This window comes from Pedobacter sp. Leaf132 (assembly GCF_920984695.1).
Taxonomy (GTDB): domain Bacteria; phylum Bacteroidota; class Bacteroidia; order Sphingobacteriales; family Sphingobacteriaceae; genus Pedobacter.
In genome coordinates, this window is record NZ_CAKLBO010000011.1 from 78,666 (window position 1) to 99,970 (window position 21,305).

Annotated in this window: 20 protein-coding genes; 9 read left to right on the forward strand and 11 right to left on the reverse strand. The window is 34.2% G+C overall.

Annotated elements, in window-relative coordinates; all coding sequences use genetic code 11:
* Positions 1 to 494: 494 nt before the first annotated feature.
* Both LUA86_RS16895 and LUA86_RS16900 read left to right on the forward strand, forming a co-directional pair.
* Positions 495 to 1,523, forward strand: coding sequence for an RluA family pseudouridine synthase (locus LUA86_RS16895; RefSeq protein WP_231464965.1), 1,029 nt, complete (start codon positions 495 to 497; stop codon positions 1,521 to 1,523).
* A gap of 3 nt (positions 1,524 to 1,526) precedes the next feature.
* Complete coding sequence (locus LUA86_RS16900) at positions 1,527 to 2,366, forward strand: aminotransferase class IV (protein WP_231464967.1); 840 nt, start codon at positions 1,527 to 1,529, stop codon at positions 2,364 to 2,366.
* Between the two features lie 156 nt (positions 2,367 to 2,522).
* Here LUA86_RS16900 and LUA86_RS16905 read toward each other — a convergent pair whose 3' ends face one another.
* The 4 genes from LUA86_RS16905 to LUA86_RS16920 form a co-directional block, all read right to left on the reverse strand.
* Positions 2,523 to 3,503 (reverse strand): SH3 domain-containing protein, encoded by a 981-nt coding sequence (locus LUA86_RS16905; protein WP_231464969.1) that lies wholly within the window; start codon positions 3,501 to 3,503, stop codon positions 2,523 to 2,525.
* A 260-nt stretch (positions 3,504 to 3,763) separates the two neighbouring features.
* On the reverse strand, positions 3,764 to 4,597 hold the full coding sequence (locus LUA86_RS16910; protein WP_231464971.1) for a DUF1080 domain-containing protein: 834 nt from the start codon (positions 4,595 to 4,597) through the stop codon (positions 3,764 to 3,766).
* Positions 4,598 to 4,672: 75 nt separating this feature from the next.
* Positions 4,673 to 5,350: a (d)CMP kinase gene (cmk, locus tag LUA86_RS16915; protein WP_231464972.1), complete on the reverse strand. Its 678-nt coding sequence runs from the start codon at positions 5,348 to 5,350 to the stop codon at positions 4,673 to 4,675.
* A gap of 87 nt (positions 5,351 to 5,437) precedes the next feature.
* A complete protein-coding gene (locus LUA86_RS16920; RefSeq protein ID WP_231464974.1) occupies positions 5,438 to 6,223 on the reverse strand; it encodes a hypothetical protein in 786 nt (261 codons plus the stop codon).
* Positions 6,224 to 6,369: 146 nt separating this feature from the next.
* On the opposite strand from LUA86_RS16920, the gene arfB reads away from it, so the two are divergent.
* Positions 6,370 to 6,777, forward strand: a complete 408-nt coding sequence (arfB, locus tag LUA86_RS16925; protein ID WP_231464976.1) for an alternative ribosome rescue aminoacyl-tRNA hydrolase ArfB — start codon at positions 6,370 to 6,372, stop codon at positions 6,775 to 6,777.
* Positions 6,778 to 6,898: 121 nt separating this feature from the next.
* Positions 6,899 to 7,924, forward strand: a complete 1,026-nt coding sequence (locus tag LUA86_RS16930; protein WP_231464978.1) for an MAC/perforin domain-containing protein — start codon at positions 6,899 to 6,901, stop codon at positions 7,922 to 7,924.
* A gap of 41 nt (positions 7,925 to 7,965) precedes the next feature.
* On the opposite strand, the gene LUA86_RS16935 is transcribed toward LUA86_RS16930, so the two are convergent.
* Both LUA86_RS16935 and lon read right to left on the reverse strand, forming a co-directional pair.
* Positions 7,966 to 8,913 carry a lipid A deacylase LpxR family protein gene (locus LUA86_RS16935; protein WP_231464980.1) on the reverse strand — a complete coding sequence of 316 codons (948 nt, stop codon included), beginning with the start codon at positions 8,911 to 8,913 and terminating at the stop codon, positions 7,966 to 7,968.
* Positions 8,914 to 9,006: 93 nt separating this feature from the next.
* A complete protein-coding gene (lon, locus tag LUA86_RS16940) occupies positions 9,007 to 11,478 on the reverse strand; it encodes an endopeptidase La (protein WP_231464982.1) in 2,472 nt (823 codons plus the stop codon).
* 332 nt (positions 11,479 to 11,810) lie between these two features.
* Between lon and LUA86_RS16945 the strand changes: the two genes are divergently transcribed.
* Complete coding sequence (locus LUA86_RS16945) at positions 11,811 to 12,434, forward strand: tetratricopeptide repeat protein (RefSeq protein ID WP_231464983.1); 624 nt, start codon at positions 11,811 to 11,813, stop codon at positions 12,432 to 12,434.
* A 55-nt stretch (positions 12,435 to 12,489) separates the two neighbouring features.
* On the opposite strand, the gene LUA86_RS16950 is transcribed toward LUA86_RS16945, so the two are convergent.
* Positions 12,490 to 13,017: a hypothetical protein gene (locus tag LUA86_RS16950; RefSeq protein ID WP_231464985.1), complete on the reverse strand. Its 528-nt coding sequence runs from the start codon at positions 13,015 to 13,017 to the stop codon at positions 12,490 to 12,492.
* Complete coding sequence (gpmI, locus tag LUA86_RS16955; RefSeq protein WP_231464986.1) at positions 13,017 to 14,537, reverse strand: 2,3-bisphosphoglycerate-independent phosphoglycerate mutase; 1,521 nt, start codon at positions 14,535 to 14,537, stop codon at positions 13,017 to 13,019. The genes LUA86_RS16950 and gpmI overlap by 1 nt, the downstream gene beginning before the upstream one ends.
* Before the next feature lie 226 nt (positions 14,538 to 14,763).
* Here gpmI and LUA86_RS16960 point away from each other — a divergent pair, with 226 nt between their 5' ends.
* The 4 genes from LUA86_RS16960 (at position 14,764) to LUA86_RS16975 (ending at position 17,667) form a co-directional block, all read left to right on the forward strand.
* Positions 14,764 to 15,162: a DUF4783 domain-containing protein gene (locus tag LUA86_RS16960; RefSeq protein ID WP_231464988.1), complete on the forward strand. Its 399-nt coding sequence runs from the start codon at positions 14,764 to 14,766 to the stop codon at positions 15,160 to 15,162.
* Between the two features lie 72 nt (positions 15,163 to 15,234).
* The gene (gene nadC / locus LUA86_RS16965; RefSeq protein ID WP_231464990.1) at positions 15,235 to 16,077 is read left to right on the forward strand and encodes a carboxylating nicotinate-nucleotide diphosphorylase; all 843 of its coding nucleotides are present in this window, start codon (positions 15,235 to 15,237) and stop codon (positions 16,075 to 16,077) included.
* A gap of 51 nt (positions 16,078 to 16,128) precedes the next feature.
* Positions 16,129 to 16,776, forward strand: coding sequence for a glycerol-3-phosphate 1-O-acyltransferase PlsY (plsY, locus tag LUA86_RS16970; RefSeq protein WP_231464992.1), 648 nt, complete (start codon positions 16,129 to 16,131; stop codon positions 16,774 to 16,776).
* Between the two features lie 84 nt (positions 16,777 to 16,860).
* Positions 16,861 to 17,667 carry a M48 family metallopeptidase gene (locus LUA86_RS16975; protein ID WP_231464994.1) on the forward strand — a complete coding sequence of 269 codons (807 nt, stop codon included), beginning with the start codon at positions 16,861 to 16,863 and terminating at the stop codon, positions 17,665 to 17,667.
* Positions 17,668 to 17,809: 142 nt separating this feature from the next.
* On the opposite strand, the gene LUA86_RS16980 is transcribed toward LUA86_RS16975, so the two are convergent.
* The 3 genes from LUA86_RS16980 to LUA86_RS16990 form a co-directional block, all read right to left on the reverse strand.
* Positions 17,810 to 19,066, reverse strand: coding sequence for an anthranilate synthase component I family protein (locus LUA86_RS16980; RefSeq protein ID WP_231464996.1), 1,257 nt, complete (start codon positions 19,064 to 19,066; stop codon positions 17,810 to 17,812).
* Positions 19,067 to 19,356: 290 nt separating this feature from the next.
* The gene (locus LUA86_RS16985) at positions 19,357 to 20,631 is read right to left on the reverse strand and encodes an adenylosuccinate synthase (protein ID WP_231464998.1); all 1,275 of its coding nucleotides are present in this window, start codon (positions 20,629 to 20,631) and stop codon (positions 19,357 to 19,359) included.
* Between the two features lie 39 nt (positions 20,632 to 20,670).
* Positions 20,671 to 21,168, reverse strand: a complete 498-nt coding sequence (locus tag LUA86_RS16990; RefSeq protein WP_231465000.1) for a Fur family transcriptional regulator — start codon at positions 21,166 to 21,168, stop codon at positions 20,671 to 20,673.
* Between the last annotated feature and the right edge of the window lie 137 nt (positions 21,169 to 21,305).

Below are 21,305 nucleotides of genomic sequence, written 5' to 3' on the forward strand. Positions count from 1 at the left end.
TAAAATATATCTTTCTTACTAGATAAGGAAAGAAATTTAGAACAATCTTTACATTTTGGGTAAAATTTTTCATAGGATTTTTGTTTTACTAATAGTTGAGAGCAAATAATAAGCCAAACATTAATTCTTGGCAAATTGTTTTTGATTTGTTAATATAAACTTAATGCGTATTTATTTAATTCTGCATCAGCATCTTAAAAATGTGCTACCTCTCAAATAAAATTGAATAAAGAGCATTTTTTTAGATTAAGGTGTTGGGGTAATATTTGCACACCTAAATGAAAATGGAGCGTTTGTTTCATGGAGCTGTTATATAATTTATATGCGAAGATACGATTCATTTAGGTTAAAATGCTAATAATCAAAATATTTAACATAAACGTAATGCGAATAGAAGCATAAATAAGCTAAACATACCCCGCTAACATATTTCTTTGTTTTTTCTGTGATTCTTAATTCAAATTTTATCCACTTAAAAAACATATTTTTGCCTAATGGAAAATATTGCCGACTTGCAAGAATCAGAAGAACAAGAATTATATGAACACTTAAAAATTATTGTCGACAAAGGGCAGTCGCTGTTGCGAATAGATAAATTTTTAATGGTTCGTGTAGAAAATGCTTCTCGCAATCGTATTCAAAATGCAATTGATGCCGGTAATGTTTTAGTGAATAAAAAGCAGATTAAACCAAGCTACAAGGTTAAACCTTTGGATGAAATTTCTGTTGTTTTGCCTCATCCGCCACGCGATACTGAAGTTTATCCGGAGGATATTCCACTTGATATTATTTATGAAGACAGCGATTTGCTTGTGGTAAATAAAGTTGCTGGAATGGTTGTTCACCCTGGCTTTAATAATTATACAGGTACGCTCGTTAATGCTTTGGCATTTCATTTTGAGCAACTTCCACAATTACCGGGCAACGATGGCCGCCCAGGCTTGGTGCATAGAATAGATAAAGATACCAGCGGCTTGTTGTTAATTAGTAAAAATGAAAAATCGATAACTCATTTAGCACGCCAGTTTTTTGATCACAGCATCACCAGAAAATATATTGCTTTGGTTTGGGGCGATATTGAGCATGATGGCACGGTTAATGGTTACATTGGCAGAAGTGTAAAAGACAGGCGGGTTATGGATATTTACGATGATGAAGAGAAAGGCAAATGGTCTGTAACACACTACAAGGTTTTAAAACGTTTAGGTTATGTAACATTAATCAGTTGCGAATTAGAAACCGGCCGTACACATCAAATAAGAGCCCACATGCAACACATTGGTCATCCGTTATTTAACGATACCATGTATGGAGGCGATAAAATTTTGAAAGGAACAACCTTTAATAAATACAAACAATTTGTAGATAACTGTTTCGAGTTATTGCCCCGCCAGGCGCTGCATGCGCAAAGTTTAGGTTTTATTCATCCTACAACAAAAGAATATATGTTTTTTGAATCGCCATTGCCTGCCGATTTTAAAGCAGCATTAAACAAATGGGAAAATTATATCGCGGCATCTTAAAATATGGTTCAGCAATACATACTATTTAATGATGAATTTCAGTTAGCAGAATTACCTGTTCTAACCGCATCTAACCGAGGTTTTAAATTCGGCGATGGCTTATTCGAAAGTATGCGGATGATAAACAATAAACTTCAGTTTGCAGAGTTGCATGCCGATAGGCTTGTAGCAGGTATGAAAGCACTTAAAATGGATGGATATGCCTTGATGGATGATTATTTCATCAAACAGAAAACTGCTGAGCTTTGCAAGCGTAATAAATGGAATGGTAATGTTAGGTTTAGGTTATCGGTTTACAGAACTGGTGCTGGTGTTTACACGCCCGAAATAAATAAGGCTGGTTACATTTTAGAAGGTATTCCTTTAAAAACAAACCTGTACGAATTAAATGCGAAAGGTTTAATTATCGATGTGTTTGATGAAATGACCAAGCCAATTAATCGTTTATCAAACTTCAAAACCTCAAATGCATTGCTTTATGTTATGGCAGGTATTTTCAAAAGCCAAAACCGACTAGATGAAGCAATGATTTTAAACCAGAATGGCTTTTTATGCGAAAGTATTAGCGCAAACGTATTTGTAGTTTACAACAAGCAAATTTACACGCCAGCTTTAACCGAAGGTTGTGTGGGCGGTGTAATGAGAAGCGCTATCATGGAAATTGCGAAAATGAATGATATGGAGCTAATTGAAGCGCAAATCAGTCCGGAAATTTTGAATGAAGCAGAAGAGGTTTTCATTACTAATGCAACTCAAGGCATACAATGGGTTATGGGTTATGGCCGTAAACGCTATTTTAACGAGGTTTCTAAGTTCCTGATAGAGAAGCTTAATTCTATTTAAAAGATTACTATCATTAGCTTCGTCGTTATTCTATCTAAATATTTGAAATGACGCGATTGGGCGGAATAAGTCTGTATCAAAAAGCACTTTAATCACTATGGCAGCCGTTAACGATAAAAAATTTTAAAGCTAAGCCTTTAATAAGGAAGTTTCTGATTATTTCTTGGTAAAAACACCTCTCGTAAACCCTTCACCAATTAAAGTATTTTCATCTCTAATCAATAACATAATAGTATTCTGCTGGTCATATAACTTTATCATATCACCTTCAATAATGTATTTTGAACTAAAAGAGGAGCCTGTAAAAACATCGGTAACAGTTACCAAATCTTTGCTTTTAAAATCGAATGATTGGTATTGAACATCCTCTGTAGTTGCAAACTGGCCAGAAATGGTTTTTTCTTTTAAAAACGTAATGTAGCAGAAGTAGCCCATAACCAAAACGACTAATGTTACAATCGAAATAAATACACCATTTCCTTTTGCATATTTAAAGATAAAAAACAGTATGGCAATCAGTATAACTGCGCTAACAACCATTAAGATTATGTTTGAGTAATCTTTAGTAATCTTCGGAACAGAGGCGGCTACAACCGGAGCTTCTGCCTTTTTAACTGGCGATACTCTAACTAAAAACTCTTTACTTACATAACCTTCGCCGTTTGTTACTTTTATTTTAAAGTAACTATTGTTTGTAGAATCTATTACAGCAACGTTCTCATTTTCTGGTAAATAACCTATAACCTTACTTTTAGGGTCAGCTTTATCTCTAACACGAAGATTATCTGTTGTTACCCGATAAATATCTTCTGTTTTTGTCGTCGTTTGGCTATTTGCTTGAGTAGTATCTGGCCTTGCATTATTTTGTGGAGCCGCAGTTTGTGAAGCAATCTTCTCCAAAAAATCTTTACTCACGTAACCTTCGCCACTTTTAATTTTTACTTTATAAAATTTAGCATTTGTTGCATCCAACACAGGTACAGTTTCGCCTTGTTTTACATAACCAATAACTTTACTCGATGATTCTGCTGTTGCTCTAACATTCAATCTATCAGCTTTTACGCGGTACATTTCTTGTGCCTGAAGTTGTATATTTAATAGAGCGAGGGCAAAAAAAGTAAATAAAAATTTAGTCATTATGTTATTTGTTTGATTTGGCAAAGCCTGAAAATGCTTGCACAGTTTAAAATGCTTTATGCACATTTAATGTGCCAAAGGTAACAAACCTCAGGTTAAAACTCAGAAATTATAATATTTAGCAAAATATCTCACCATCACGAGTTGCTCCCTGTATAACAATTTTAGTTATCGTGATCGCTTTCAAAACTGCTAACAAACTTTTTCCTATTCATTTGATAACTTAGTTTTTTTAAAGGATCTGAACAGAGATTAGGTGATTATTTTTGATTGAGTATTTTCTTCAAAATTTTATCAAGCTTTTCTTTATTGTTTGAATAAGATTGTAAATCGAAAAGTTTTACTGTTTTAAACTCGATTGGATGGCTTTCGCTTTGCAAAGAAATGTAACCAGAAGTAAGTGGTGTACCATCAGTTTTTACTTTAGGGTCGAAATTTGAAACACTGCCACCACCAATTTGAGGTTTTGTATATTCCAGAACTACTTCGTTATCAATGATGTGTTTAATTACAGAATCGCCAAGAACTAAAAATTGTGCGGTAACCCATTGGTCGCCATGATAAGTTTTTGATTTAGAATCAAGGCAGTGTTGTGTAAATAATTTGCCTTGAAAATTGATTTGTGTTCCTGGGGTGCAAACATTACTGGTATGTCTTTCATGCTCGCCATCGCCACCAAGAATTTGCCCTTCAATTGATATAGGGAAATCCTGATCTTTTAATATGGTTTCTGGCGCCTGACAATGAAGCATTGCTCCACTATTTCTTAAAGCCCAACCTTCACCGCCTTTGGCTTGTTCGCCAACAAAACGGTAAGTAACGCTTAGCAAATAATATGAAAAAGGCTTTTTATAATAAATATGTCCATATTGCTGGTTGAAATCGGTATAGCCATCATATTTCACTTTCATTAAACCATCCTCAACGCGGAAAGTATTTCCATAATTATCATTCAAATCATGCTTGGCTATCTTCACAGTCCAGTCTTTTAGATCTTTCCCATTAAAAAGATTAATCCAGCCTTTTTGAGCTTGAGATTTAAAGTTTGAAAAGCAAATAAATAAGGCAATTAAAGAAAGAAATTTTAATTTCATGATTAGCATTTTAGGGTTTTGCTAAAAATATGAAATTAAATTAATTCAGTAGGCTAAGAAAATGAATTATATAGTTTAATTTAAATGAAGCTCAACTTTTTCTAAGGCGAAAGCCAATTGTTCATCTTGAGTTAAATTGGTATTATCTAAAATAATAGCATCATCAGCTCTAACCAACGGACTTTCTTTGCGGGTTGTATCAGCATAGTCTCTGTGGGCAAGATTTTCAAAAACCTCTTCTAAAGTAGTGGAATTATTGCCCTTGCTTTCTAGTTCTTTATACCTTCTTTCTGCCCTGATTTTTGGGTCGGCAGTCATAAAAAACTTTACCGGTGCGTTCGGAAAAACCGTGGTTCCGATATCACGGCCATCCATTACAATGTTTTTCGATTTGCCCATTCTTTGTTGCTGCTTTACCATTTCGTGGCGTACAACTTTATGAGCAGAAACTTCACTAACATTTTCAGAAACAGGCATTAAACGGATTTCATCAGAAACTTCCTCGCCATTTAAAGTAATGTGAGATTGGTAATCTCTGGAATGAAAATTCAATTCGATATGTTGTAACGCATCTGTAACTTTTTCATCATTGCTTATATCAATATTGTTTCGTAAAAAATATAAGGTAACCGCCCGGTACATTGCTCCGCTATCTACATAAATAAAGCCTAATTTTTTGGCAAGTGCTTTTGCGAGCGTACTTTTTCCGCAAGATGAATAGCCATCAATAGCTACAACAATATTCTTTTTCATTGTGCTGCAAATGTAAATAAAATAGGCGCACAATAATGAATAATTAGCTTGGAAAACAAAAATGCGAACTTAAAAGTTCGCATTTTTTTATTTTTTTATTTTAGCAATCCAAACTGAATTGTATGGATGTAACCAGCCTTCATGCTCTAAATACCAAAATAATCCTTCATCAATTCTAAATGCAAATAAGCCATTTAAAACATGGTTTGCATTGTGTGTTGTGTAGTTTTTGCGATAATTAAAATAGGTAACCAATGTGGCTTTTTTGTGGTCTCCTTCATCTGTAATCTCTAAAGTGCATGGGTCAAATGCGGCTGCAAATCTAAAATTACCATTAAAACGTTCACCCCATTTATTCCAGGCCACACTATTTTTTCCTTTTAGATGCATCATTTTTTGAATATCTGGCGCTTGCAGAAAATCATCATCATAAAAAATTCTGGTTTTACTATCTTTTGGAAACAGCAAGTAAAAATTTTGGATGCTGGCTTCTGGAAATGGAATTATGTCTCCGGTAATTACAATTAATAAAGTACCGTAAATGGCGCATTTTTCTTTAAATTGTAAATGATAGCCGCGGTTAATTTGATCTTGAAAAGCAGCTGCATGGTTATTATACTGGCGTAAGTTATAAGGCGTTGAAATTACAAATAAAGCAATGCCAGATAATAATGTTATGGTTATAAATTTTCTATTTTTTTTGCGGAAATATGAAAAAATTGCAAAAATTAAGGTTGCCAGGAACAAATAAAATACGTGAAGGGAGTAGCAAAATGTCCATAAAAGAAGGAAAATAAATACGGTGCAAATAATTACGAATAGGATGGTTCGCAAGAAATAGCCTAGTTTTTCAACAAAGGTTTGTTGGTTCATGATGTGATACTCGAATTTTTAGGAATGAAGCCTTGAAGTTATAATTTATCTGCCAAAAAACAAAATAGTATGTTTTGTATGGCAACGATAAAAATGTAGGTTTGTCTTCTTTAAAACCTTTTTATTTTTTAAATATTTGAAAATTTATGATTCCAGACAAAGCCCAAATCCTTAAAAGTGTATCTTTTAAAACATCAAGAAGCGGCGGCAAAGGTGGGCAAAATGTAAATAAAGTTTCGAGCAAAGTAGAATTGATATTTAATATTAGCTCTGCAGATTTTTTATCTGATGAAGAAAAACTATTGTTGTCAGATAAACTCTCAAATCGTATTGATGCAGAAGGTTTGCTGCATATTGTATCGCAAGAGGATAGGAGTCAATTGATGAACAAGGAAAAAACAATTTTCAAATTAATTGATTTGATAAGGAAATCGCTTTTGGTTGAGAAGAAGCGAAAGCCAACGAAAATTCCAAAAGGTGTTATTGAGAAGAGGCTAAAGAATAAAGCTGCAAATTCTGAAAAGAAAAAAAACAGATTTAAGCCAGATTTCTAATCAACTAATCTAAACCACAATCATATTTTTCATTTCATTAAAAATTTTAATCAAACTCTTAATCATTTAACTAAGTCTTAAGTTAAATGATTAATATTGTTCACACACACAAATGAAAAATATGAAAAAATTGCTATTTGCCTTAGCCGTATCGGCTGCGCTTATTTCTTGTAAAAAGGATGTTGAAGAAATCATTACTCCTGTAGAAAAGCTATCTCCAGACATACCCTTAACAATAACAGGCTCTACAGTTGAGCCTAAATTATTGTATCAACCATCAGCTACCTACAATTATTTAGGTTATGGCTACGATGTTACCGAGAATTTCGATAGTGAAACTTCTATTAGGGCGAACGTAGTTGATATACCTCGTTTTGATGCATCTCCAATGCATACCGTCAGCTTGAGTAGGGGTACAAAATTTTCTTGGAAAACTTTAATTGCTAAAGATGCAGTAGATTTATCTGAACAATTCTCAAATTATTATACCGAAACAAAGGGCTTAAAGATTTTTGGAAACACAGTAAATGAAGCTTTTCCCGCTTCGACCACAGCAAATGTAAATTTTGTTTATGGCTATTATTCCAATTATATGATTAGAAAAAACTTTAGGTTCTATTATGATAAATCGGTAAATAACTTTATAACTAATCAATTTAAGCAAGATTTAAATTCGCTTGATGCGGAAAACCTAATTAAAAAATATGGAACTCATGTTTTGATTGGTGTTAATATAGGAGCAAAATTTGATGTTATTTATCAGGCAGTTTCGAGAGGTGGCGATAGGCAGAAGATAAGTATGGAAGGACAGAGATATGCAATGAAAAATACTTTTGGATTACCAACCGGAAATTTAGACGACATAGATCTACAAAATTTAAATGCAAACTCGTTTGCAAAGGTTTACTACACTTCGACAGGCGGCGACATGAAATTGTTAAAAGAACAAACCTTTAGTAAGAAAGTATTTTTGAATATTTCTGATTGGCTTAATTCTCGAACAGAAGAAAGAGCGAGGTTTATTGGTGCATCGGAAGATGGATTTCGACCAATATATTATTTTATTGATGATGCAAGTAAAAAAGCCAAAGTTATGGCTTATTTTGATCAATATGTTGCCACAAATTCGGTAAAATTGACCAATTAAAAGGTATAGGGGATGGACTTTTAAAGGAAATCCCTTTTCTATTACTTTCCAAATCTATAATACAAGCTCAAACCTCCATAATTTTGAGCTTTCGCAGCACTTTTAACTTCTTTGGTCTTAAAAATCACATTAAAATCAATCGTAAATCTCTGTGAGCTGTAATTAACACCAAATTGCTGTTCAAAAACTACAGGTTTAATACCAAATGTTACCGGACTATTATTCTTAAACAAGCTGCCTTGTATTGTAGCATCATAAGCTACCACATTTAATTGCGGTTTTAAATAGAAGAAAAACTCCGAATTATTTAATCTCTTGGTTTTAGCTTCTCCAATTACTGCATTATGGTAGGCAGAATTAAATAACTGATTCAGTCTACCAGTTCTAAAAACTGCTGAAGCACCCAGGCCGCTGAATGTTGTTCCTAAATTTGCATATCCGTTTCCACTTAAATCTACCACATTATCGTTGGAGCGGATAAGCAATTTGCTGTAGCTCGCAGATAGGTTGAGCGCTAATTCATTTCTGATTTGGTAATCCCATCCGGCAGGTGTATAAAAGCCAACCGTTTTATGAAGGAATTCTTGAGCGCCTTGAGCAAGCGAATTTTTTCCTACTGTTCCTATTTCAACAGAAGTTTTAATTAAACTTTCTTTCTTATAAAAAACTGAATATGAAGCGCCGGCATATAAGTATCCTGCGAAAGGTCTATCTTGGTCTTCTTTGTTAGCAACCATTCCCCAATAAGGTGTATATATCTTTTGCCCAACCGAAATTTCATAGGTTTTCTTTTCTATGTTTTCAGTTAAATTAGCTGGGTTTAATGCTCGCCTGTAGTAAATAAATAGGCCATTGGTATAATATCTATCATTTAAAGTTGCGAGGTAAGCATCGTTTTCAGTTTTAAAGCCAAACTCGTTTTTAAAGCTTTGCGCACTTGCCGAGCAATAAAGTAATACTGCAATTGTAGATAGTAAAAATGATTTCATAAAAAAAGTCCCGATAATTATCGGGACTATAAAAGTATTTAATGTAATTGAATAAATTATCTACACAATTCAATTATTGTAAATTATTGAATATTAATTAACAATTGCAGTTGTTTTTATGCTTAAATCCAGTGGTTTTTTAACTTTATTTTTTAATAAAGCAAGTTCAATTACCTCACTCATTTCAGTTACATAATGAAACTTAAGGTCTTTGATGTAACTTTCTTTAATCTCTAAAATATCCTTTCTGTTGCTTTTGCATAAAATAATTTCTTTAATGTTTGCTCTTTTGGCCGCAAGAATTTTTTCTTTAATTCCTCCAACAGGCAAAACTTTACCACGTAATGTAATCTCACCAGTCATTGCTAAATGTTGTTTTACTTTTCGCTGCGTAAAGGCCGATGTTAATGCTGTTAGCATGGTTACACCTGCCGATGGGCCATCTTTTGGCGTTGCACCAGCCGGAACGTGTACGTGAACATCCCAATTATCAAATAAAGTGTAATCTATACCAAACTCACTTGCATGTGCTCTTAAATACGCCAAGGCAATAACAGCAGATTCTTTCATTACATCACCTAAATTACCCGTTAAAGTAAGTTTCCCTTTACCAGGACTTAAGCTCGATTCGATGAATAAAATATCTCCACCAACGCTTGTCCAGGCTAAACCGGTAACAACACCTGCAACCTCATTACCTTCGTATAAATCCTTATCGTAGATTGGCGCTCCTAAAATCCGCTCTACATCGTCATTGGTTAAGGTAATATTGTATTCTTCTTCCATAGCCAGCTTAGTTGCCACACCGCGTACCAACGAACCAATTTTTTTCTCTAAACCACGCACACCGCTTTCTCTTGTATAATCTTCAATTACTTTCTCAATCAAATTTGGTTTAAGTACAATATCTTTAAGTTTTAAACCATGATTTTCTTTTTGTTTTGGTAATAAAAATTTCTTTGCGATTTCTATTTTCTCTTCAATTGTGTAGCCATTTACTTCGATAATTTCCATACGATCGAGCAAAGCCGGTTGAATAGTGCTTAATGAATTTGCGGTTGCAATGAATAAAACGTTAGATAAATCGTAATCTACTTCTACGTAATGATCATAGAAAGCGTTGTTTTGTTCAGGATCTAAAACTTCAAGCAAAGCTGATGAAGGATCGCCTCTGTGATCAGTTCCAACTTTATCAATTTCATCTAAAACAAAAACAGGATTATCGGCGCCAGCTTTTTTAATTGATGAAATAATTCTACCTGGCATTGCACCAATATAAGTTTTTCTATGTCCGCGAACTTCGGCTTCATCTCTGATACCACCAAGTGCCATACGAACATAATTACGTCCTAAGGCTTTGGCAATTGATTTTCCTAAAGATGTTTTACCAACTCCCGGAGGGCCAACCAAACAAAGGATTGGCGCTTTCATATCTCTTTTCAGTTTTAAAACTGCCAGATATTCTATTATGCGTTGTTTAACTTTTTCAAGGCCAAAGTGGTCTTTATCTAAAATCCGCTGGGCTCGCTTTAAATCAAAGTTATCTTTAGTTAATTCGCTCCAAGGTAAATCAAGCAATAATTCCAAATAATTCAACTGTACCGAATAATCTGGCGCAGCAGGATTCATTCTACCAAGTTTATCAAGCTCTTTATCAAAATGGGTATCCACTTGTTTAGACCATTTTTTCTTTTTAGCTCTTTCTTGTAAAGCATCAAATTCGATATCTGCAGAACTTCCACCTAATTCTTCCTGAATGGTTTTTAACTGCTGATTTAAAAAATAATCTCTTTGTTGCTTATCTAAATCCGTACGAACTTTTGACTGAATTTGATTTCTCAATTCAAGCATTTGCAACTCCACCATCAAAAGCTCCATCACTTTTTGCGCTCTATTTAGCAAATTATCCATTTCAAGGATTTTTTGCTTATCAGCCATTTCGGCATTCATGTTTGATGATATAAAGTTTATCAAAAATGAAGTGCTTTCTATATTTTTAAGTGCAATGCTGGCTTCAGTAGGAATATTTGGAGAAAGCTGAATAATTTGAGCCGACATTTCTCTTATTGATGCAATTAATGCCTTAAACTCTTTATCAGCTTTGTGTTTTTGTTCTTCAAACTTTTTAATTGTTGCCGTTATATATGGCTCATTCTGAACCTCAGCAATTAAACTGAAACGTTGTTTACCCTGAATGATAACCGTAGTATTTCCATCAGGCATTTGAAGTAATTTAATGATGTGCGCTACGGTACCAACTGTATTAAGTTGCTCAAACGTTGGATCTTCAATCGAAACATCTTTTTGAGAAACAACACCAATTATTTTATTGCCTTTGTAAGCTTCTTTAATCAATTTTATTGATTTATCTCTTCCAACCGTGATAGGAATAACAACGCCAGGAAATAAAACAGTATTACGTAATGGTAATATCGCTAAAACTTCAGGCGTTTCCTCGTTATTCATATCTTCCTCATCCTGCTGAGACATCAGCGGGAAAAATTCGGTATCCTCATTAATAATCGGCATTGCTGTATTAAAATCAAATATATCGTGTTTACTCATTGTTGTTCTTTATAACGACAAACTGGCAGTTAAGTCGTTGGTGATTTGCGTGTGTTTAATCTATATACATTAAATTCAACTCCTGTGCCAAAGTTCATTTAATTTAATGTTAGGCCTAAATTGGTATTAGGTTATGATAAAAAGGCAGAGAATTATAAATTATTCGCCAAATATCATATAAAGTAAATTCTTACGTTAATGCTATTGTTTAAGTGTTTTAGTCAATGTAAAAAAATTAAAGCGCTTAATTTTCTAAGAATTGATTTATATTGCGTGAATATTTCTCTAATGTTTCTGTTGAAATTTTAGATTTGTAAACTTATTATTAGTACATGAACTTTATTAAACATACCATTTTAGGGTTAATTATTATCTCATCAACAAGTAGTTACGCACAAAGTAGCATTGATAAAAAAATAATGGATGCAATGCTAAAAGGTGACTATAAAACAGCAGTTACACAATTAGAAAAAGCAGGCGCTAAAGACCCAAATAATGTTAATGTACAAAAGATGCTGGGTTATTCATATTACCAAAGCGGTGATTATGAAAATTCGATAACAACTTACAGCAATTTAATTGTTTTAAAACCAACCGAAGTTTCGGCATACTACTATAGAGGTAAAGCACGCTTAAATGTTGCAAACGACCCTAAGCAATCTTTAAATTCATTGAGAGAAAATTTTTACTTGGCCGCAATTAAAGATTTTACTAAAGCAAGCGAGTTGAGTGGGGAAGAGGATACCCAAATGCTTCAAAACAGGGGTTTAGCTTATAAAGATTATGCAATCTTCAAATCTTTTAAAGCGAAGAAAAACTTAGAAAAACAAGCTTGCGTTGCTTTGTTTAATAATTCGATAGCTGATTTTCAAAAGGTTTTAACCTTGCAGCCATTAAGAAAAGATATAATTGATTGGATTACTTATGATAAAGCGCAAATTGCAAGCTTAAAGTAATGTTTGAAAATCATAAAAAAGGGCGAAATGTTTAATACATTTCGCCCTTTTTTGTCTAAAATATTTCTTTTATCTGATACTTTTTGGCCTTAAGAAGTTTAATTTTTTGATGTTTCTTAACAAGATATAAACTGTCCGGATAATAAATAAGGCTATCACCAGAAGTGTAGAGGATATTTTTGTTCGAAATAATGATTTCAACTTTCTTAACCTCATCTCCAAAATATTTTACAGCTACCTTCTTAATTGGTATTCTTTTGTTTGAGGATGTGTAGGTTACCTCCTCATCATTTTTCTGAACTTTAAAACTTCCTCTCCACGATGCTTTATTTATATCCGCATTCGCAAAAATGGAAAATTCTTTTTCCCAGTCTTTAATGGTTAGCTTTTTAGTTTCGGCAGAACCATTAATATTTACTTCTTTTAAAATTTTTGGATTTAATTTCTGTAGTCTTAAACTTTCTTTTTGAAAATATCCTTTAATATCAAAATATAACAAATCTGTATTTGCCTTTATTTGCTTTTCCTGATTGCAAGAAAGCAAACCCAATGCAAATACGAAAAATATTAATTTCTTGTTCATTATACTAAAACGTTGCCTGTCATTTCTTCAGGGATGTTTAGGCCTAATATTTTTAAAACAGTTGGCGCAATATCTCCTAATTTGCCATCTGCAATTTGATGATAATCGCTATCAATTAAAATGCATGGAACTAGGTTGGTTGTATGGGCCGTATTAGGTGAACCGTCCTTATTAACCATAAATTCAGAATTGCCATGGTCTGCAAGCAAGATAAATGAATATCCATTTTCCAAACCTTTATTCACAACAGTTTCTGCACATTTATCAGCAGTTTCCACAGCTTTTATCACGGCTTCGAAAACACCAGTATGCCCAACCATATCCGGATTGGCAAAGTTTAAGCAAATAAAATCTGCCCAACCTGTTTCCATTTCTTTTGTTATGGCATCTGTAATTCCAGCAGCACTCATTTCTGGCTGTAAATCGTAAGTTGCAACTTTTGGCGAAGGCACCAAAATACGTTTCTCATTTGCAAATTCTGTTTCTCTTCCTCCAGAAAAGAAGAAAGTTACATGAGGGTATTTCTCTGTTTCGGCAATTCTGATTTGGTTTTTGCCTTGTTCTGCTAAAACCTGTCCGATAGTATGAGTTAAATCATCCTTTGTAAAAACAACATTTACACGCTCAAAACTTTCATCATAAGTTGTCATTGTAACATAATACAACGGTAATTTATGCATTTGCTGTTCTGGAAAATCTTTTTGCGTTAATGCTGATGTAATTTCTCTACCTCTATCTGTTCTAAAATTGAAGCAAATTACAACATCATCATTTTTAATGGTTGCAATAGGCGCTCCATTAGCTTGTGTTAAAACCACTGGCTTTATAAATTCGTCTGTTACACCTTCGCTGTAAGATTTTCTTATACTGGCTAATGCATCCTGAGATTTTTCACCTACACCATTAACCATTACATCGTATGCTTCTTTAACGCGTTCCCAACGATTATCTCTATCCATTGCATAATAACGGCCTATTAAAGTAGCCAGTTTTGTTGATGAATTTTGGATATGATTTTCTAAATCTGTAATGAAACCTAAACCAGAGTTTGGGTCGGTATCTCTGCCATCTAAAAAGGCATGCACATAACTATTTTGTACGTTTGCTTCATTAGCGGCATCGCATAATGCCTTTAGGTGCTCAATGTGCGCATGTACACCTCCGTTAGAAACTAAACCAATAAAATGTACTGCTTTGTTATTGGCTTTTGCGTATTCAAAAGCATTAACTAAAATTGGATTGCTATGTAATTCTCTGTCGGCAATTGCTTTATTTATTCTTCCAAGTTCCTGATAAACTACTCTTCCGGCGCCCAAATTCATGTGTCCAACTTCCGAGTTACCCATTTGTCCGGCTGGTAAACCAACTGCTTCTCCAGATGCTTCTAATTTAGAGTTTGGATATTTTTGAATCAATGAATCGAAAAATGGAGTGTTAGCAGCGTAGGCAGCATCAGAATTGTCGTGTTTTCCGTAGCCCCATCCATCAAGAATAAGGAGAGCAAGTTTTTTATTTTTCATTCGTTTTAAGTTTTTTAAGCATAGATTTCGTTATGATTATGAATAAAGGCTATGCGGTAGCGGCAATATTATAAAGCTTATTTTAAAACATTTTAATACAACTGGTGTTTTATAAAATCTTTACAAAGCAAATATAGCTTTATTGAAGCTTATACAAATTAAGAAATCCTTTTTTTGATATGCTAATGGCATAATTTTAGCTATAGGGTCGGTATATAGTACAAAAATGATCCGAAGCTTATTTTTATTCTTAGTTGCCTTATCGCCAATATATAGTTCAATTGGGCTTCAAGCTGATATTATAGATGATTTATCCTCATATTTCAGATCAGGAAACTCCAAAGAAATTTCGAAAAATTTTGCGCCGACTATAGAGTTGATTATTATTGATGAAGAAGATGTATACTCTAAAGCACAGGGTGAACAAATTCTTAAAGATTTTTTCAGCAAACACCAGCCAACAAAAACGAGTATTTTCCACCGGATAAATAACAGCCAGAATTATAGGTTTGGTGTAATATCACTTATCACGTCAAAAGAAACCTTTAGAGTTTCTATAACGATGAAAAAATTTAATAATGCTTTTCTCATCACCGAATTGAGAATAGAACCGGCCAAAGATTAAGTCTAATCATTCTTAAGGTTAAATTGTCTAATCACAAATTATTGTTATTTTTGAGGTGTAAAAACCATTATTTTGGATAAAGAACTTCTATCACAATTCATTAAAAATGCCCTTGCAGAAGATGTTGGCGATGGCGACCATACAGCACTATCTACAATCCCGGCGAGTACACAAGGTAAAGCTAAATTAATTATTAAGGAAGACGGTATTTTAGCCGGAATTGAACTTGCGCTATTAATTTTTGAAGAAGTTGATGCAACTTTAAAAGTTGAGGTTTTGCTGAACGATGGTGACGTTGTTAAAGTTGGTGACATTGCTTTAACGGTTTATGGCAGCACTCATTCAATTCTTATTGCAGAGAGATTGGTATTAAATTGCATGCAAAGAATGAGTGGTATAGCAACTAAAACCAACAGAATAGTTTCTAAATTAAGTAACACAAAAACAAAGCTTTTAGATACCAGAAAAACAACACCTGGTTTGCGCTATCTTGAAAAATGGGCAGTAAGAATAGGCGGTGGCGTTAACCACAGAATAGGCTTATATGATATGATTTTGATAAAAGATAATCATGTAGATTATGCCGGTGGTATTAGCAATGCAATTAATTCTGCAAGAAAATATCTTAAAGAAAAAAATAAATCTCTTCAAATTGAAATTGAAGTGAGGAATATTGAGGAATTAAATCAAGTACTTGATGCTGGCGGGGCAGATAGGATCATGCTTGATAATTTCAATTTTGAAAATCTTTCTAAAGCTGTAAAATTAGTTGATGGCAGGTTCATAACCGAAGCATCTGGAGGCATTACGGAAGAGAATGTTGAAGAATATGCGGCATGTGGCGTAGATTTTATCTCTATGGGCGCTTTAACACATTCAGTTAAAAGCTTAGATATGAGCTTGAAAGCATATTAATCTATAATTCGATATATAATGAAAAGCTTATTTTTTGTATCATTGTAGGCTATGGTCACGGTATATTCTCTCACTGCACTGCTTTTTGCATACCTTTTTGGGTCTATTCCAACGGCTGTATGGTTAGGTCAGGCTTTTTATGGGGTTGATGTTAGAGAATATGGCAGTGGAAACGCTGGCGCAACCAATACTTTCCGCGTTCTAGGCAAAAAGGCAGGTATCGCCGTAATGATTATTGATATTGCTAAAGGCTACACTGCAACTAATCTCGCTTATCTTATCGGTATGTCTGTTACCGGTCCGCAAAATTCTGTAGTTTTTGTTAATTACCAACTTGCCTTAGGTGTAACTGCAGTAATGGGGCATTTGTTTCCAATTTTTGCAGGTTTTAGAGGCGGTAAGGGAGTCGCAACACTTTTTGGAATGATTTTGGCAGTTAACTTCCACGCATCTATGCTTTGTGTTCTGGTTTTCGTGGTTGTGCTATTATTAACAAAATATGTTTCGCTAAGTTCTATTTGTGCTGGCTTTACATTTCCGTTAAGTGTTGTATTTCTTTTTCAGGTTTCTATAAAATCTGAAGTGCTTTACGGCATGGCAGTATGTATTTTGATACTGGTAACCCACCAAAAAAATCTCGAAAGATTGCTGAAAGGCAAAGAATCTAAAGTGTATTTGTTTAGGAAAAAGACAAATTAATTAACAAAAACACATTCACTAAAAACTTATTGGTAAACTTTATGTTTCACATAGGGTAATTTACCAAACCTTTAAAAACGCATTATGAAAAAGTTATTTTTAACAGCTGGTGTAGCTGCTGCTTTATTGTTTAATTCTTGCTCTACAGTTCCATTAACTGGGCGAAGCAGATTCGATTTAGTGAGTAATGATCAGGTTTTACCTATGGCTTTTCAAGCTTATAGTACATTCTTAAATGAAAATAAAAGTACAGTTTTACCAGCATCAAATGCACAAGCTTTAAGGGTTAAAACTGTTGGGGCAAAACTTATCAGTGCAGTAAAATCATATATGAACAGTAATAACTATGGTAATTTAATTGCAGATTATCAATGGGAAGTTAACGTTGTTCAGAATAATGAGAAAAATGCATGGTGTATGCCAGGTGGAAAAATTGTGGTTTACACAGGTATTTTACCAGTAACACAGGATGATGCAGGTTTGGCTACTGTAATGGGACACGAAATTGCACACGCAATTGCTGGTCATTCGGCAGAACGTATGTCTAACGAAATGGTTGCGCAAGGTTTAGGTTCAATAGCTGGTGCAGCATTGTCTAAAAATCCACAAGTACAATCAGTATTTAATGCTGGTTACGGTATCGGCGGACAAGTAGCGATGCTGAAATTTAGTAGAAACCAAGAATTAGAAGCGGATAGATTAGGCTTAATTTTTATGGCGATGGCAGGTTATAATCCTCAAAATGCAACTGCATTCTGGAATAGAATGTCGGCGGCTTCTGCAGGAGCTCAAAAACCAGCTGAATTTTTAAGTACGCACCCAAGCGATGCAACACGTATTGCTCAAATTCAAAAATATTTGCCAGAAGCACAACAGTATTATAAGAAATAGTGGAAAGTTGAAAGTAAAAAGTTTAAGGTTGAAAGTATAATGCTTTCAACCTTTTTTTGTTGTAGGAAACTTTAAGCCAATCGTTATTGCTTCTTGCCTCGCAATTGACGTAATTAATAAAGGTTTATCAACGATTAAAGTCTTAATTTCCTAATACCTTAAGAATTGCGCTGGCTTTAAGCAGACATTCATCATATTCTTTCTCTGCTTCTGATTGAAAAGTTATTGCTCCACCAACCTGAAATGATAAATATTTGTTTTCTTGATTATAAAGGATACTGCGGATAACCACATTGAAATCGAAATCTCCATTAGGCGTAATGCAACCAAATGAACCCGAATAAACTCCTCGTTTCGAAACTTCAAATTCTTCAATTAATTTCATAGCCTTAACTTTTGGCGCACCCGTCATAGAGCCCATAGGGAAAGCATTTTTTATCGCATCAACAAAATGCATTTCTGGATTAAGCTTACAACTTATTGTCGAAATCATTTGATGAACTTGTGGAAAGGTATATATTCCAAATAATTCATCAACTTTAACGGAGCCTTTAAGGGCAGATTTTGTAAGATCATGGCGAACCAGATCAACTATCATTACATTTTCTGCTTGTTCTTTTATATCATTTTGCAGGGTCTTTTTGATTTGCTCATCTTCTTCAAAATCAATGCTTCTTTTTGCTGTACCTTTAATTGGTTGTGATACCAATGTTGGGCCTCTTTTACATAAAAAACGCTCAGGCGTAGCCGATAATATATATTTATTATAAATTTTAAAATACCCTGCAAAAGGCGTAGGAGATAGTTTATTAAGTGTTTCAAAGGTTTCTGCCGGGTTTATGATTGCATGTTCTGCAAAAAATTCCTGGCAAAAATTTACTTCGTAGATATCGCCACGGAGGATGTGGTTTTTTAATCCATTAACCTTATTGATGTATTGAGCTTTTGAAAGTTTTTGATTGATTTTAAGATTCGTTAATGTAGTTGGTTTTTTAACTGTATAACAATTTATTTCATCAATGATGGAATCATCGCCCAACAAGACTTCTGCAATACCATTTTTAAAAGCAATTAAGAATCTGGGTACAAAAAAGTACAAATCAGGAAAGCCTAACTTATCAGAATTGGCAGATTGCAAATCTTCTAATTCATTTTTTAAATCGTAACTCAAAAAACCTAATAACCAGGTTTTATGGTTTTCGTAAAAGGTTTTAAGTTTATTAAAAGCTGTACCAGCACTAGTTTTTAGTTCATCGTGTACACCAGCAGCAATGATGAATTCATAAGCAGAATATTGGTCTTTATACTGATTTGAATCTAAAAGACAACAAACATCGAATTGGTTTGCCCAATGCAATGCCTTTTGTTTAAAATCTGTGTTGTTTTTTTGGTTTTTCAAGCAGTGGCAAAGGTAACTAAACCCGACATAAGTGGAAAGCTTACGGAAGCAGAATCTTTAATTTTTGCAGAACCTAAAACCGTAACTTGAAACATTGGCGGGACTGGACGTAAATAGATTTAATTGCATTGCTTTTCAAATAAAAAAAGCAACCCAAATTTGGATTGCTTTGAAATGTTTTTTGATTAAATCTTCATTTAGACTGAAGTGAATAAATCTTTAAATTAATTATAAAGATTTCTCGGCTTCGCCCGAAATGACGAGCCTTTCAGACTGTTGGACAATAGAAATTATAACTCTAATGTTTGTGCTCTATCCGGACCAACTGATAAAAATTTGATTGGCACTTCTAATTCTTTTTCTAAGAATGCGATGTAATCGTTTAATTTAGCTGGAATTTCATCAACAGAAGTAATTTTAGTAACATCGGTTGCCCAGCCATCAATAGCTTTTAGCACTGGTTTTGGCTCGATAGAAATAATGTCGTAAGGCATATAATCAATTGTTTCGCCATTATATTCGTAATGTGTACAAGCATAAATGGTGTCAAAAGTATCCAACACATCAGCTTTCATCATAATTAATTCGGTTACACCGTTTAACATGATGGCATATTTTAAAGCAGGTAAGTCAATCCATCCGCAACGACGGGCACGGCCAGTTGTTGCGCCAAACTCATGACCCAAAGCACGTAAGTTTTCTCCTATTTCGTTGTCTAATTCGGTTGGGAACGGGCCGCCGCCTACGCGTGTGCAGTAGGCTTTAAAAATGCCATAAACAGCACCAACTTTGTTTGGGGCAATGCCTAAACCGGTACAAGCACCTGCAGTTGTTGTGTTACTTGATGTTACGAAAGGGTATGAACCAAAATCAACATCTAATAAAGTGCCTTGTGCACCTTCAGCCAAAACCGCTTTACCTTCTTTTAGATAACCGTTTACGAAATGCTCGCTATCTACATGTGGTATAGATTTTAAAAATTCTATAGCCTCAAAAAACGCTGCTTCTTTTTCTGCTAATTCATATTCGAATTCGTAATGAGAAAGAATTTCGGTGTGTTTTTCTACCAGTTTTTTATAACGTTCTTTAAAATCAGGAAGTGTGGTATCGCCTACGCGTAAACCGTTACGGCCTGTTTTATCCATATAAGTAGGGCCAATTCCTTTTAAAGTAGAGCCGATTTTGTTTTTACCCATGCGAGCCTCATTTGCCGCATCTAACAACTGGTGTGTAGGTAAAATTAAATGAGCTTTACGGGCAATAACTAGTTTGCCATCGGCAACTGGATCATGACCAGCTTTTTTCAGGTTATCTAGCTCTCTTTTTAAAATAATTGGATCGATAACCACTCCGTTACCGATAAGATTCATGGTATCATCGTTAAAAATACCTGATGGAATAGTATTTAAAACAAATTTTTTACCATCGAACTCCAAAGTATGTCCGGCATTTGGGCCGCCCTGAAAACGGGCAATAAGATCATATTTCGGACTAAGAACGTCAACGATTTTTCCCTTTCCTTCATCACCCCATTGCAGGCCGAGAAGTACATCTACTTGCGTCATTATTAAAAAATTAAGCTGGTTTTATTTTTTTGGATTGATTTAATTTGCTTCAATTTTAGCAGCTGTAGCAGCGTGCTGATTTACTTTATTAGCCATGCTACAATCTGAGCAAAAGCCATAAAGGTTTAATGAGTGGTGTTTAACATCGAATTTTAAAAGATCGCCAACCATGGTTTGAATCTGGTGAATACGCGGATCGCAAAACTCGACCACTTTGCCACACTCGATGCAAATAACATGATCGTGCTGGCGATAGCCATAAGATTTTTCAAATTGTGCCATGTTTTTGCCAAACTGATGTTTGGTAACCAAATCACATGAAACTAACAATTCTAAAGTATTGTAAACCGTTGCACGGCTAACACGATACTTTTGATTTTTCATGTGAATGTACAGGGTTTCAACATCAAAATGGTCATTTCGCGAGTAGATTTCTTCTAATATTGCGAAACGTTCAGGTGTTTTTCGTAGATTTTTGTTCTCTAAATAAGCTTCAAAAATTTTACGAACCAGCTCATTTGTTTTTTGTTCTGACATAGTTTTTAAACTCCGTTCAAAGGTAGTTAAATTGTTGGATTGTTGTACCTTTTGATTGTTGAAATGTTGTAATAAGTCTGGCTTTTGGAGACAGAAGTCTGTAGATATTAATCTTTGGATTTACAAGTTTTAAGACA

Bases quoted from the DNA above. Each gene is read 5' to 3' on its own strand.
- LUA86_RS16895 (WP_231464965.1), top strand. From the start codon at position 495: ATGGAAAATATTGCCGACTTGCAAGAATCAGAAGAACAAGAATTATAT.
- LUA86_RS16900 (WP_231464967.1), top strand. From the start codon at position 1,527: ATGGTTCAGCAATACATACTATTTAATGATGAATTTCAGTTAGCAGAA.
- LUA86_RS16905 (WP_231464969.1), bottom strand. From the start codon at position 3,503: ATGACTAAATTTTTATTTACTTTTTTTGCCCTCGCTCTATTAAATATA.
- LUA86_RS16910 (WP_231464971.1), bottom strand. From the start codon at position 4,597: ATGAAATTAAAATTTCTTTCTTTAATTGCCTTATTTATTTGCTTTTCA.
- cmk (WP_231464972.1), bottom strand. From the start codon at position 5,350: ATGAAAAAGAATATTGTTGTAGCTATTGATGGCTATTCATCTTGCGGA.
- LUA86_RS16920 (WP_231464974.1), bottom strand. From the start codon at position 6,223: ATGAACCAACAAACCTTTGTTGAAAAACTAGGCTATTTCTTGCGAACC.
- arfB (WP_231464976.1), top strand. From the start codon at position 6,370: ATGATTCCAGACAAAGCCCAAATCCTTAAAAGTGTATCTTTTAAAACA.
- LUA86_RS16930 (WP_231464978.1), top strand. From the start codon at position 6,899: ATGAAAAAATTGCTATTTGCCTTAGCCGTATCGGCTGCGCTTATTTCT.
- LUA86_RS16935 (WP_231464980.1), bottom strand. From the start codon at position 8,913: ATGAAATCATTTTTACTATCTACAATTGCAGTATTACTTTATTGCTCG.
- lon (WP_231464982.1), bottom strand. From the start codon at position 11,478: ATGAGTAAACACGATATATTTGATTTTAATACAGCAATGCCGATTATT.
- LUA86_RS16945 (WP_231464983.1), top strand. From the start codon at position 11,811: ATGAACTTTATTAAACATACCATTTTAGGGTTAATTATTATCTCATCA.
- LUA86_RS16950 (WP_231464985.1), bottom strand. From the start codon at position 13,017: ATGAACAAGAAATTAATATTTTTCGTATTTGCATTGGGTTTGCTTTCT.
- gpmI (WP_231464986.1), bottom strand. From the start codon at position 14,537: ATGAAAAATAAAAAACTTGCTCTCCTTATTCTTGATGGATGGGGCTAC.
- LUA86_RS16960 (WP_231464988.1), top strand. From the start codon at position 14,764: ATGATCCGAAGCTTATTTTTATTCTTAGTTGCCTTATCGCCAATATAT.
- plsY (WP_231464992.1), top strand. From the start codon at position 16,129: ATGGTCACGGTATATTCTCTCACTGCACTGCTTTTTGCATACCTTTTT.
- LUA86_RS16975 (WP_231464994.1), top strand. From the start codon at position 16,861: ATGAAAAAGTTATTTTTAACAGCTGGTGTAGCTGCTGCTTTATTGTTT.
- LUA86_RS16985 (WP_231464998.1), bottom strand. From the start codon at position 20,631: ATGACGCAAGTAGATGTACTTCTCGGCCTGCAATGGGGTGATGAAGGA.
- LUA86_RS16990 (WP_231465000.1), bottom strand. From the start codon at position 21,168: ATGTCAGAACAAAAAACAAATGAGCTGGTTCGTAAAATTTTTGAAGCT.